At 58.5% G+C, this 13439-nt stretch carries 12 protein-coding genes; 5 read left to right on the top strand and 7 right to left on the bottom strand.

Going from position 1 to position 13439, the window contains the following annotated elements; translation table 11 throughout:
* From fabZ to KQI84_00625, 5 genes are all read right to left on the bottom strand, one after another.
* Positions 1-474, bottom strand: coding sequence for a 3-hydroxyacyl-ACP dehydratase FabZ (fabZ, locus tag KQI84_00645; GenBank protein MCB2153367.1), 474 nt, complete (start codon positions 472-474; stop codon positions 1-3).
* Positions 464-1333, bottom strand: a complete 870-nt coding sequence (lpxC, locus tag KQI84_00640) for a UDP-3-O-acyl-N-acetylglucosamine deacetylase (GenBank protein MCB2153366.1) — start codon at positions 1331-1333, stop codon at positions 464-466. Before lpxC ends, fabZ begins: the two co-directional genes overlap by 11 nt.
* Entirely contained in the window at positions 1330-1968 is a 639-nt protein-coding gene (locus KQI84_00635; GenBank protein ID MCB2153365.1) for an OmpH family outer membrane protein, read from the bottom strand. The genes lpxC and KQI84_00635 overlap by 4 nt, the downstream gene beginning before the upstream one ends.
* A gap of 45 nt (positions 1969-2013) precedes the next feature.
* A complete protein-coding gene (locus KQI84_00630) occupies positions 2014-4323 on the bottom strand; it encodes a BamA/TamA family outer membrane protein (protein MCB2153364.1) in 2310 nt (769 codons plus the stop codon).
* Positions 4324-4489: 166 nt separating this feature from the next.
* Positions 4490-4819 carry a hypothetical protein gene (locus tag KQI84_00625; protein MCB2153363.1) on the bottom strand — a complete coding sequence of 110 codons (330 nt, stop codon included), beginning with the start codon at positions 4817-4819 and terminating at the stop codon, positions 4490-4492.
* A 300-nt stretch (positions 4820-5119) separates the two neighbouring features.
* Between KQI84_00625 and KQI84_00620 the strand changes: the two genes are divergently transcribed.
* Positions 5120-6022: a hypothetical protein gene (locus KQI84_00620; GenBank protein MCB2153362.1), complete on the top strand. Its 903-nt coding sequence runs from the start codon at positions 5120-5122 to the stop codon at positions 6020-6022.
* A gap of 44 nt (positions 6023-6066) precedes the next feature.
* On the opposite strand, the gene KQI84_00615 is transcribed toward KQI84_00620, so the two are convergent.
* Positions 6067-7035, bottom strand: coding sequence for a hypothetical protein (locus KQI84_00615; protein ID MCB2153361.1), 969 nt, complete (start codon positions 7033-7035; stop codon positions 6067-6069).
* Between the two features lie 162 nt (positions 7036-7197).
* On the opposite strand from KQI84_00615, the gene KQI84_00610 reads away from it, so the two are divergent.
* Positions 7198-7668 carry a putative molybdenum carrier protein gene (locus KQI84_00610; protein ID MCB2153360.1) on the top strand — a complete coding sequence of 157 codons (471 nt, stop codon included), beginning with the start codon at positions 7198-7200 and terminating at the stop codon, positions 7666-7668.
* 264 nt (positions 7669-7932) lie between these two features.
* Here KQI84_00610 and KQI84_00605 read toward each other — a convergent pair whose 3' ends face one another.
* Positions 7933-8541 carry a hypothetical protein gene (locus tag KQI84_00605; GenBank protein ID MCB2153359.1) on the bottom strand — a complete coding sequence of 203 codons (609 nt, stop codon included), beginning with the start codon at positions 8539-8541 and terminating at the stop codon, positions 7933-7935.
* A gap of 148 nt (positions 8542-8689) precedes the next feature.
* On the opposite strand from KQI84_00605, the gene KQI84_00600 reads away from it, so the two are divergent.
* From KQI84_00600 to KQI84_00590, 3 genes are all read left to right on the top strand, one after another.
* On the top strand, positions 8690-9586 hold the full coding sequence (locus KQI84_00600; GenBank protein ID MCB2153358.1) for a DUF4292 domain-containing protein: 897 nt from the start codon (positions 8690-8692) through the stop codon (positions 9584-9586).
* 42 nt (positions 9587-9628) lie between these two features.
* Positions 9629-12247, top strand: coding sequence for an MMPL family transporter (locus KQI84_00595; GenBank protein ID MCB2153357.1), 2619 nt, complete (start codon positions 9629-9631; stop codon positions 12245-12247).
* A gap of 70 nt (positions 12248-12317) precedes the next feature.
* Entirely contained in the window at positions 12318-13421 is a 1104-nt protein-coding gene (locus tag KQI84_00590; protein ID MCB2153356.1) for a CAP domain-containing protein, read from the top strand.
* Positions 13422-13439 lie beyond the last annotated feature (18 nt).

The raw sequence follows: 13439 nt of genomic DNA, 5'->3' as shown, positions 1-13439 counted from the left end.
TCAACTACCGTTAGCGTCGTTGTTCTGTTTCTGGAACGCGAACATCAGCGTGCACTCGCAGATGACTTTCTCGTCCACCTTGATGTGGCTGATGAACTTCCCCGTCCGCGACTTCAGATTTGTGATCTTGCCCCAAACCTTCAACTGGTCGCCCGGTTCAGCGGGACGACGGAATTTCGCCGACTCGACGCTCATCAGGTAGGCGATCTTGCCGCGGTTCTCTTCGCGCGACAGAATCCAGCACGCGCCGACCTGGGCCATCGTTTCAATCTGAAGGACGCCGGGAAAAACTGCGTGCGCAGGGAAGTGCCCCGTGAAGAGCGCCTCATTGGCGGTCAAATTCTTGATCCCCGCGATGTAGTCCTCGCCCATGTCGGTGATGCGATCTACGAGAAGGAAAGGATAGCGATGCGGGATAATCTTCTGGATGACTTCTACCCCGAATGGCGGGGTGAAGGCAGGATCAAGCGTCACGATTCAGCTCCTTTGCAAGCGCTTGCGCAAATCGAATATGGCTGCGGTGTCCGGCGCGCCAGGCCCAAAAGTGCCCCCGAAGGGGCCGGCCGATCAATGCCAGATCGCCCAGCAAATCGATCACTTTATGGCGAACGACCTCGTCCGGGAAGTTCAGCCGGTCGTTCAAATACCGTTCGCCGTTGAAGACGACAGCGTTATCCAGGTTTCCGCCTTTGGCAAGCCCGGCTTGCTTCAGACCCTCGATGTCGCGCTCCAACGCAAATGTCCGAGCCGGGGCGGCTTCCTTCAGGAAGCTCTCCGGCGTGATCTCCAGGCTGAAACCCATCGAGCCCACAACCGTGCCCGGGAATTCTACAAAGCAACTGAGCCGCAGGCCGTCGTGAGGCGTGGCAACCAGTTCCGCATCCCCGTCGGTCACGGCGATCGGCTTATCGATCACGAATGGAGCGACCTCAGCTTTGAGCTTCGTGCTGCCGGTCTTCGTCAGTCCCTTCATGTACTTCTTCGAGCCGCCATCCAGGAAAGGCGGCTCAGGGCCGTTCTGGATGACTCGGGCATCGGTGATCTCCATCGCGGCCAGCGCGGCCATGACATGCTCGAGTTGCTGGAACAACTGCTTCTGCGGCCCGCGAAGGACCGTGCGGCGATCGCATTCCTCTGCGACGGCGTGCTCGATCGTCGCAGGCAGCGATGGCCAATCCGCGCCGGCCTGCTCGAATGTAATGCCCGCATTCGCCTCGGCCGGGTGAATCTCCAGCCGACAGGGCGCACCTGTGTGGATGCCGGCGCCTTCAAACGTCAACTTCTCCGCCACCGTTCGGCGTGCGAGGGGTTTGTGCGTCTTCGATTTGCTCATGGGATCAGCGGCAATTCAGCTCTTGGGGTTTGCACGGGCCGCTGCCCGGGGACCCGTTCACGGATGCCGGAAGTTTCCTCGTCGTCGGACTGAACTTCCGTTCCGAAGAGTTCCATAATCTCAGCTTCGCGTGCGTCGACCTCGGAGATGACGGCAGGCGTCAGATCGACGGCCTTGTTGCCGTAGATCACGACCTCGCCGCGCAGGACCATCGCGTAGCCTTGCTCCTCGGCCACGTCGGCGACGATCTGCATGATCTTCTGAAGCACTGGCTCGATCTGGCGTTCGCGGACGCGCATTTCCTGTTCGAGCTCGAACTGCAGGCGATCGATTTCTTCCTGCAGGGCCGAAAGGTCCGCACGACGCGATTCGCGTTCGGATTCGGCAAGCACCCGCTCCTGCCGATCCAAATCGAAGCGCTGGCGCCGGAACTCGCGCTGCTTTTCGTCGATCTCACGTGCAATCACTGCCAGTTCGCGATCTACGGCATCGAGGGCTGCGCCAATGGCACGGCTGTTCTCGATGATCAATTCCACATCGACGAATCCGACTTTCTGGTTCTGTGTCTGTGCGTTTGCCCCGACGGTCAGCAGACAAACGAGCGCCACAAGGGCGAGCGAAGCGATCTTATTCATTCAAGTCTTCCCAATGATCCTGTGTTGGTGTTCGCTCGTGCAGTCTTAGAACGCAGAGCGAATCTGGAAGTGCAGCACGCGCGTCTGATCGTGACTCTTCTTCACAACCGCGCCGGCCAGATCGATGTCGATCACGATCGCGCCCATGTTGAACGACACACCGGCGCCCGCACCGACGCGGGGCTTGCCGAAACTTAAGGCGTCAAACTCCAACATGCCGGCGTCGACAAAGACGCGGCCACTGACGACGCGACTGAAGCGATGGCGCAGCTCATGACGCTGTGTCAGCATTGTCGAGCCGCCGATCACGACGTCATCCTCGCCCTTATCCTTTGGCCCAGCGCCGTGGTACTTGAATCCACGGAGCGTCGAGGAGCCGCCGATGAAGAAGCGCTCGGAGATGCCGATGTGATCCGCATCGTAAGGCTGGATTCCGACCCGGTGACCGTACATGTAGACCCAGTCCTCAGCCAACTCCTTGTACCACTCGAACTCATGCATGAACTTCAGCATTGCGCCGCTGGCATAGCCGGTCTCAACGCCGCCGGACAGCAGATAGCCCGACGTTGGCCACCGAATCGAATTGCGCAGATCCTTCTTCAGCATACCGCGCAACGCAACAACGCCGTAGGACGACATGGACTCTCGCAGGTCGTCATCATGACGTTCCAGACGCACTTGCTCGACGCGCAGGCGCGCCGCACCGCTGACGTATTCGCTGAAGGGATGTTCCAACTCTGCGGAAGCGCCGTATTTACGCCATGCATAGCCTTCGAAGCGCGAATAACTGCGATAGAGATCGAGGGCCAGAGAGTCTTCCGAGTCGCCGATGTAGCGTTCGAGGTAGCCGATGTTGAAGAACGTCGTGCTCTTGCCGAGCGTCACGTTCGCCTTTAGCACGCGGGCTTCGCCGAACAGGTTCGGGTTGATGTAGTTGAACCCGACGGCTGGTCCGGATTGCTCGCCGACGCCGGCAGTCACGGCAAAGAACCCAGCGCCCGGATCTTCCTTCACCTGGACAACCGCATCGTTGACCTGCGGATCGCGCGTCGGCTGGCGATTGATGTTCACGGTATCAAAGAAGCCAAGACGGCGAAGGCGCTCTGCTGAACGGACCTCGTCCGCGGTTCGGTACTTCTCGCCAGGCTTCAGCTTCAACTCGCGCCGGATGGTTTCCTCGGAAACGCCGGGCGAGGTCCAGTTGATGAACTCCTCGAGCGGGTTCAGGTCGAATTGGTATTCGTATTCCTGCTTCTCAACCATCACCTGGCCGACGTACACGACCTGGTTCTCGGTGATGGAAATCTCGATCGAGACACGGCCCTTTTCGGGATCTTTGATGAACTGCGGCTCGAACTGGGCATTGACGTAGCCCTGGTTCCCATAAAGGAGGCGCAACTTCCTCAGGGCCTCATCGAACTCGATTCCACTGAAGTAATCGCCGACCACGTGCCTGAAGGGGCGGTTGACCTCTTCATCCGTAAAGAGCGTGTTTCCAAGGATTCGGACTTCGCCGACGCGGTAGCGGGGACCCTCTGTGATGATGACAACAGGAGAGACCCAGGCTTCCTTGGCATCGTAGATGAACTCGCCCGGGCGAGCCGTCGCATCCAGGTAGCCATCGCGGTGGTACTTCGCTTCCATCGCGCCGAGGTCATCGGCAAACGCGCGGTCGTCGTAGTAGTTATTGAAGAACAGCCAACTGCCGGAGTTGACCGCCAACATCTTCAGGGTGATGTCACAGAAGTGGTGGTTTCCGCGGATGATCAGGTCCTTGATGCGGATCTTCTCGCCCTCGTCGATGTTGATCAACACGTCGACGTGGCCAGGCTCATCGGCCGGATTGACCTCGAGGCGAACCTCGGTGGTCTTGTATCCGCCGTCGGCGTAGAAATCGCCGATCGAACGCGGAACGGTTCCACGGGCGCCCAGCGGCAGAATGTCGCCTTCGCCGAAATCGAGTTCGCGCTTCAGGCGTTCTTCGTCGTACTTCAGATTGCCGACGATGGAGATCCGGTCGACGATCGGGTTCTCCGTGAGCTTGATCCGGACGACCGCGCCTTCGTCGGTCTTTTCGGCGGTGAATTCCGAACGGAGGGGATCGAAGTACCCTAGACGATAGACGGCCTCCCGGTCGCGCCGGAAGGACTCGGCCATAAACGGCTGGTTTTCTTTGAGTTCCATGACGCGGGCAACTTCGTGTTCCGCCACCCGTTCCAGGCCGGTGATCTCGATCCGGATGATTCGCGTGCCATCCGGAGGCAGGTTGTCCTGGGCCACGGCAGGGGAGAGCGCCCCAAACAAACACCCCAACACCATCATGATGAACCACGCAAAGAAGCGTCTCTGCTGCACGATCAGGCCAAGCCTCTGTCCAAGAATTGCCGGGCGTAAATATCCCCAGCCCTCGACGCCCCTTGGCGCCGAACAGAACCGGGTAGGCCGTCGCGCCCCTGGAGAGCAATGGGAATTCGGCTCTGGGCAGTCGCAATGCCTCGATTTGATGGGCATAGTATGCGAATCAGCGCCGGCGAATCATGATGATGAAGCCGCCGATGAACGCGAACACGATGAACCCCAACAGACCAAAACCAATGGCGCCGCCACAGCCCCCCGTCAGAAGGCCGTACCCGCCAAGGAGAATCGTCCCCGCAACGGCGAGGCCAAACTGAAGGGCATGGTCCGTCAGGCGGGAATTGAAACCAACCTTCTCGGTCGCCTTGTGGAATGGCTCCAACTCATCCTCGATGGCCTGCAACGTAGACTTCGGCCGAGCAGGTGGCGCCTGCTCTTCCATCCCCGGCTGGGGCGGCAACGGGGTCGGCGGCGGTGTTGGACATTCGTTGGACATCTGGTATCCTCCCTCGGAGATACTCCCTGGCTACATCTGTTTATGACTGGCCGTCAACGGAACATACCGCGGGACGGGACACCTGTTTGGATTGCCTCATCGCTACAGGTGTCGCAGGAGTTGGCGAGGCAACGAGGGGAGAATGCCATGGTTCTGACCGATTTTCACGACCGCACCACGCGGGCCATCGCTATCCTGCGATCGCTCGATACGCTTCCACGAGACCTGTCTTGAGGTCCTTTTTCGATATCACTCATTTTCGAGAGATCAACTCCTGAGCCAACCGGAAGGCCTCACCCAATGGGACGTCAGATCGACTACTTCATGACTGCGAAGGACATCGAGGAGTTCCGCAGGTTCCTTGCGAAATGGGACGACGGGATCTTCCTGCCGGATCGATTTGATGAGGATGCTGTTGTTCCGGTCGATGACATCAAGGAAGCACGCTTCCTGACGAGGAAGCCGTTCCTGAAGACCGTGAAGCTGAAATGCCTCCCCAATGAGGGATGCTGGGTGATCGATGACGATCCTTGTTCGGCGATTGAAGCCGTCGGATTTTGCCCATCCCCTCTGACCGAGACATCGATCCGGAGGGGGAGGATGTCCTTCGATTCCGTCTATACGAGCCCCCAAGGCAGCGAATTCAATTCGAAGAGCCCTGAGTTTGTTCAATGGGCAGACTCGCTGTTAGAATGGATGTTCGAGTACTGCGAGATGTTGGATGATTCTACTCATACTGGTCCGGATGCGCATCACTGGGCCGAGGGAAGCGCTGCGGCAATAGTGCGAGGCGTTGAACTCGTTGCCGGCGCAAAAGGGAAGGATCAGTACGAAGGGATGAACGAATACTACTGGCACGACGGGATATTGCTGGGTATCTCGATCTGCGGAGGACGCGATTGGATCGAGTGCGTAGAAATCGACGTTAATCTTTACGGAGCGATCGATGGAGGAACTCGATGGAGATTCATCTTCAAGGAATGTCTCGAGTGCCGGTGTGCTCTTCACGGCAATCTTGCCCACCCAGTAACCATTCAGAGCGCAGGCCTCATTGGCCACTCAGATCTGCTCCAGGATGTCTTGAACAAATGGAAGTCAGCCGGTCTCTCCAGGCGAGATGTGATTCACTTCCGGATGATCGACAATAATGCAGGCCAAATCGATCTGATTGCGCGTGGCTGGGAGAAAGTCTCGCTCGAGTAGACCAATGAAGTTCCCAAGAACTCGATTGGAAGCCTGCCGAGCTGTTACGCCGAAATCGCCTCGGCTGTTGAATCAGCCGGGAGTTCGGGTGATATTGCGGGCGCGTTGATCTGGAATGCGCCAATTACTTCAGGTATCGAGTGGCACGCGATAAACTCTCTTCGCTCGGTGTCGAAGATTGTCAGGAACCAGCCTCCCAGATCGTGGCGCGTGACGTTCTTGCTGCAAATCAGGATGTAGCGATCTTGCACCACATCCAATGACGCCACGTACGTCTTGAAGGCTCGCGCAGGAAGGAAGTGGCGCGCGGCATTCAGTTCCTTCAGAAAGTTAGGGCGGCTGCTGAAGTCGGAACCGAAGAACACGCACCCGTTCAATCGAACACAGTCTGTATAGCCAGCCAGGCGTTTCTCCTGGCATCCGCGGAACTGCAGCGTGCCGTCGTCCGTCAGTTCCCAAATATCGAGTCGCTTAACGGAATCGCCCGTCGTGACGTAGAACAGGCCGCGCACTCCGGTGGGATGGATCAGGTGGATGTGGCGCAGGCCTTTGATGCGATTGTAGTAGTCTTCAATCGTGCAGTCCTCCTGCGTCACGACTGCAAGGCGCCCGGACGCATCGCCGTACTCGCCGAGGATCAGGTAGCCGTCCTGCTCGACGATCGATTGGCGGCGGCACATTTTGAAGTCCTCAGGGATTCGATCGATCGCATAACGGTCCCCATAGCGCGCGACGAGATCTTCGCGAAACAGCACGTGAATGCCGATTCGGTTTCGACGATGAGAATCGATGAGATCTTGCGCTACGCGACGGATATCGTCGGCCACGAAGGATACTTCGCGCTCGACCAGCGGGGAGGGACGGAAGCGGATGAATGAATAGAGCCCGTGCAACAGTTCCAGGACGCGCCCCTGTCGAATCACCATGCAGAAGAAACGCAGAAGCGAAGTCACTCCTCCGCCGCGCCGAAATTCATCAAAGCACTGAGTAATCGTTTGGCGATTCGCTCGCATCCCGCCGCCTCCAATCCCCATCAGCCGGCATTGCGTTGATCGCGTTTCAGTCTGTGCGAGTTCGCTCCATCGTTTCGCATTCGGCGGAGAGGTCAATCGCAAAGCCGGATGGGCAATTCGGCTTGGGTGATCGATGTCTGTCATGGAATAACTGCCCCTATCATGAGCGGTTCGTCCCACAGTCTACCGATCAGAATCGTCTCCGGCGGCCAGACCGGCGTGGACCGCGCGGCGCTGGATGTGGCGTTGGAGTTGGGCATCCCCTGTGGCGGGTGGTGCCCGAAGGGACGGTGCGCGGAGGATGGGCCGCTACCGGAGCGATATCCCCTGCACGAAACTCCGTCTGAGGAGTACGCTCAACGCACGGAATGGAACGTGCGCGATTCCGGCGGGACACTGATTCTGGCGCGGGGGGAATTGACCGGTGGGACGGCCCTGACCGTAGAACTGGCGAGGCGCTATGATCGCCCCTGCCTAGTCATGGATCTTTCGGCTGATTGGGCGTTGAACGAAGTATGCGCCTGGATCGAGGAGAATGAGATCCATACCCTGAATATCGCAGGCCCACGTGAATCCGGGCAGCCCGGAATCGCGGATCAAGCGATGCGCTTTCTGCGCCTTCTCCTGGCATAACGAATCGGGAATCCTGACTGCTGCGCCAGATGCGCGTGCGTCATAGACACGTATAGGTTCTACGCATGGTCACATTTGGCTTTACACTCGAGCATTGGCGTTCGAGACTGCAGGCACTCTTGGTCGAGTTGGTGTGTCTTCTCTAACGAGAGCATGTGCGAGTAGGGCCGAGGTAGGAGTGTGCTCGCACGCAGTGGGGTACTCGCCCGGGGCCACGGCTCCGGGCGAGTGCTTTTCACGGCGACAGGTCCGCATTCCTGTTTCCTACTCCTTCAGGCGAAACACATCGCCGCTGCTTGCGGCCCCATTTGTAGGGTCGAAGGTCCATGTTGAGAGCGTGCTGATATCTGAGGAGAGATTCTGTTCGAGGACCTCTGGGGTGAGATCTAAGTCCAGGTCCGGCCCTCGAGAAACGAGAATCCACAGATTCCCATTCTTCCAGTATCCATACGGGAGCGTTCCTTTATCGTGAGAACGCGTGAAGACCCGTCCGTTGTGGTAGAGGCGAAAGCGGCCTTTGTCGGAATACGGATCCAGAAAGAACTGCAGATCGGAGTCGAGGTAGGGTTCTACGAAATGCCGCTGAAGAGGAAAGTCCTCCCCATCAACGATGGGGAAGTATGACCTGTGATCGACCCAATAGGACTCGATCGCAGTCGCGATGGATCGCATATCCGATCTGGCCCTCTGGGTGGCGTTCCGGCTCCCGGTTCCCAGGAGTTCTCCGATGTCGTCCGGGAAGAGCGCGCAGAGCACTACCAGCAATATAGCCAGGAGGATCAAGGCGCATCCAAGCCCAGGGATCGCAAGCGCGCGTCCGCCCATCCAGCGGAGTGCTGGAGCGCCCTGGTAGTCTTCGGATTTCCGTGACACTTGACTCCCTCACTTCCATCGGATTGGACACATCCACGATTCAACCCAGCCCTCCCTCAGGCAATCTGAATTGCCAGGGGTCTAATTCGGCGAATGTCCTCCCAGGCGGCTTGACATTCATGGGCTCGGCCGGGGAGAAGTCGGGGCGATGAGGATGAATTCCCGCCAAGGACGCCTGTTTGTGCGCCGAATCCTGCTTCTGATTGCTCTCACGACGGCTGTGGCTTTGATGGCTGGCTGTCGGGCAGAGCGGACATTCCATTCGCCGTATGATATTGAAGACCAGCCGCGTACGCTGGAGCGTGGGACGATTGCGGAGGTGCATGCCCTCATGCGCGAACGTGCAGTCGATCATCCGACGCTCTGGTCTGGCGGCAAGATTGTGATCAGCGTGCAGGGCGAACGGAAGAAGCAGTGGTTTGACATGACGCTGCTGTTCCGATCGCCGGACGCGATTCGCTTGCGGGGTTCCCGCATACCGATCGGGACGTTGTTCGAAGTGATCATGAATGGCGATTCGGCGTGGGTGTATCTGAACCGAGAGAAAGAACTCTACGCCGGTCAGCGGGCCGACCTGAGCAAGGTGTCCGGCGTTACCGGCGCCCTTTCGCTGCAGGATATGATGGCGGCAATTCTTGTGAATCAGGACTTGCTGCGTCGTCTGGACGAAGGCGGACGCTGGACGGTGTTGCCGACGCAAAAGGATGTGCTGCTGGCGAAGTCGATCGAGGACGGGCGCCAATTGATCTGGCGTCTCCGTCGCAGCGATGGGCTGGTTCGCGAAGTCGTTCTGCGCGGTCCGCAAGATCGAATCGAGATGCGCGTCTCTTACTGGGACTATGCTCTCGAATCCGATGCGACGGAGCCATTGCCCGAGGAATTTGTGATCGGCCTTTATGAGGACCAGTTGAACTTCGACGTGGAGATCGACAAGTACAAGATCAATCCAGCGCTGGTCGATGCCGTGTTCCTGCCGCCGAAGGCAGAGAAGGTCTTCCCGATGGAGATGTTGAGCCAGCGGGATGCAATCGAAACCGATGAGTGATGCACTCAGGGGTTTGAGCCCTCGTTTGAGCCTGCGAGCCCGATGACCCAGTTTTCCGTTCGCCACCTGTCCCGCTTCGTTTCGCGCCACCCGAACTGGTGTTTGTTGTTGGCGGCGATCTTCTCCGTGGCCTCGATCATTGCCATCCGTTCGTATCTGCGCATCGAGATGGACCTGACGGCGCTGTTGCCGGAGAAGTCGAAGGTCGCCCAGATTACTCAATCGGCACTGCGGGACTTCGAGTCGTTCGACTTCATGTTTGCGGTCTTGGAAGCTGATGGACCTGGGCACGAGCCTGAATTGAAAGCCGCCGCCGAGGAACTGGCCGTCGCGCTGGAGGATCGACGCTTCGTTCGAAGCGTTACTTACCGGATTACTCCCGAGACCCTGGAGATGGGCACACTCGAAGGTGACGCGCGCGCGATCGCCGTGCTGACCGACGAGGACTGGGCGGTGATGGAGCGGAAGCTCTCGCCCGAGGAAATCGAGCGTTCGATGGTGCGCCTGCGTGGCTTGCTGAACGCGCCGTTGCCAAGGCGCAGTCGCGAGAAGTTGCTGCAGGATCCGTTGAACTTCACTGAGGTCCTTCGCGAGCGGATCAAAATCAAGAGCGGTCCGCTGAAGGTCAATCTCCGCGACAGCTATTTCATGTCAAATGACGGCGAGATGTTGCTGATGGTGATCTGGCCCGTGCGGCCGGCTACCGATCTGGCCTTCGCAAACAAGTTCCAGGACTTCCTGGAGGGCTCGAGACGCGGAATCTTCCTGCGCAACCCGGAGTGGGCACGGCCGGACAAGCCCGTCGGCAAGAATTTCCGCGTTCGGTATTTTGGATCCCACTACGAGGCGATCTCCGATGCACAAGTCATCAAGGGCGACCTGATTCGCACCTCGATCGCGTCGTTTGCGGCGGTCTGTCTGCTGTTCATTGTTGCATTCCGCAGGCCAGAAGCGCTGGTATTCGTCGCGATCCCGCTACTGCTTGGCGTGCTCTGGACGCTTGGGTTGACGAGTGTGCTCGTTGGTCGCCTGACGCAGGTCACGATGGCCTTTTCGGCGATCCTATTTGGCCTAGGTATCGACTTCTCTGTCCACTTATACAATCGCTATCTCGAGGAGATCCGTCGCGGTCATCCAAACCGTGAAGCAATCCGCCACGCCGTCAAGGAAACCGGTCCGGGCATCATCGCCGGCGCACTGACGACGGCCATCGCGTTCTTCGGCATGATGGTGACCAGCTTTGTCGGGTTCCGCGAACTGGGTCTTGTGTCAGGTTTGGGTATTCTCTGCTGCCTGGCTTCCGTCCTTCTCGTCTTGCCGGCGCTGCTCCTGTACTTTGGACAGGGACCAGTCGGCGTGTTTACGCAGCGGCCGATGAGTACGCTCGGGCTACGTCGTTTCTACTTCATGGTGATGGCGTACCCGCGGATCACCGTTGTTGGCGGATTGACGATTTGCCTGTTCCTTGGATTCCAGGGGCGTGGCGTGACGTTCGAGGACGACTTCCGAATGTTGAAGCAGCCGAGCGACGAGTACCTCGACTTGCGTGAACGAATCGAACAACACTTCGAGGTCCCTTCGAACCAGATCGTCGCGATCATTGAGGGCAGCACGATCCAGGAAGCGCTGGAGAAGAACGATCAGCTCTTCAGTAATATCTACGCTGCGGAGACGCTCTTTCCGCTCGTTGCGAAGGACTCGCTGCGGTACTTCCTTCCGTCCGCCAAGACGCAGCAGGTGCAATTGGAACGTATGGCCCGGCAGGATCTTCCAGGCATTAGAGCTCGACTTGATGCTATCGGTGCCGACTTCCAGATTGCGCCTGCAGCATTTGATCCATTCATGGAGCAATTGGCCCGCTTCCAGGAAGCGGCACAGGTCGCCTTGCAGAAGAATTCGATGCCAATCAATCTGGCCAGTCTCGCGCGCCAGGAGAACCGCGCGCTCGGGCAAATCGCCCAGCGCTACATCTACAAGTCGGAGCAGCGTGTAGGAGAAGAAGGCAAGGAGCGCTGGCGAATCGCGACGCAGATCTACCCGCCGGAGGGCGAATGGGTGAGCTCCGTTCCCGAAGCCTTCATCGATTCATTGGGCGTCGGCGTCGAGCCTCCCCCTCAGATTACGGGGTCGGCGATTCTTCAACAGGAACTCCGCACGATCATCATGGGTGATTTGGCGATCGCTGTCCTGGTCGTCATTGGCGCGGTCTTTCTCTACCTGTTGATCTACTTCGAGAGTTTCGTGCGTGCCCTGCTGGCGATCACACCAGTTCTTCTGGGACTCCTGTGCATGCTTGGCACCATCAAGCTGCTGAACATGCATCTTCACTATCTGAACATCATCGCCATGCCGATGGTTGTCGGTATCGGCGTGGACGCCGGCGTGCACTTGCTGCAGCGCTTCTATGAGCGCAATCGCCGCGATTTGCGGGCGACCGTTACGCGCACCGGGCGCGCTGTGCTGATTACCGGGATGACGACGATTTTTGGATTCGGGTCGCTTGCGCTGGCGAACTTCCGAGGCATCCGAGAGCTCGGTGTCTTCTCGATCGTAGGAGTTGGCTTTACGCTGCTGGCCTCTCTGACGATTCTTCCCGCATTGCTGCGCATGACCGATCCAAAGGTGCCCTACGAAGGCGGTCCAGGCGACACGATCGGCTAGTCCTCTGTCGGGAATCGAGCTTGCTAGACAACGCCACACGGGCTCTAATCCGAGCAAGAAAGGCGCTCCCATGACTTTCCGACCATTGGGCCGAATCTGCACGATCTTCTTTGCTGCTGCAGCGACTGTTGTTTCAGCCGAAGCACCGGATGTGATTCTCGGGTCGGCGCCAATCATCGAGAATCCCCCCGAAGCCTCCGCCGCAGATTCCATTGCCCGCGATGGAGGAATCTCCGTCGACAATCAGAATCGTGCGGCCGTCATCCAATTCTACTACACCTATTACGTCGGAACGGCAGACGTCCCCGCCAATTGGACGGGCAGCGTTGCTTCCTGCGATCCGGGAACCGTGGATGCGGCCTACCAGGATGCAACGATGAAACGAATTAACTACTATCGTGCGATGGTCGGCCTGCCTGGAAACGTCACTCTGCGTTCGGATCTCAGTTCCAAGGCCGACGACATGGCAGTGATGATCAGCGCGAACGAGAATGAGCCACTCAACCATGCGCCGCCTACATCCTGGACCTGCTGGACGCAAGACGGTTACGACGCCGCCCAACGTTCCAATCTCGTCAGAGGTGCCGACGGGGTCGCCGCCATTGATGGATATATGGAAGATCACGGCGCCGGCAATACCTACGTCGGGCACCGCAGATGGACTCTGTATCCCCGTTCATTGACGATGGGAGTCGGAGATGCGCCGACCGGGACGATATCTCCACCGCGCGCAGGTTGTCTTTGGGTGATTGTGCCGGAGGACTTCGGTTCGCGTCCCGCGTCTCCAGAGTGGGTCTCGTGGCCACCGCCGGGATACGTCCCGTACCAGGTTATCAACGCGAAGAATGGAAGCACATCGCGCTGGTCCTTTTCAATGTACTCCGCCGACTTCACAAACGCCGGTGTGATGATGGACCGGGAGGGCACAAACGTCCCGGTGACCGTTCAGCCAATTTATCCGGAATTCGGTTCGAGCACGATCGTCGGTGATAACACAATCGTGTGGGAATTCTCGGAGACCGACTTCACGACCTCCACGGACGTGGAGTACAACATCCACATCACGAACGTGGTCGATCAATACGGAGCTACACGGAACTTCAATTACACGGTGACCATCATCGATGCGTCCGGGACTCCTCCGGGCGCTCCGAGTGGCTGGATGGGGCACTGATACCATTTGAGCAACACG

It is taken from the genome of bacterium (genome assembly GCA_020444065.1).
GTDB lineage: Bacteria > Sumerlaeota > Sumerlaeia > SLMS01 > JAHLLQ01 > JAHLLQ01.
This window is presented reverse-complemented; position numbering and strand designations above follow the sequence as displayed.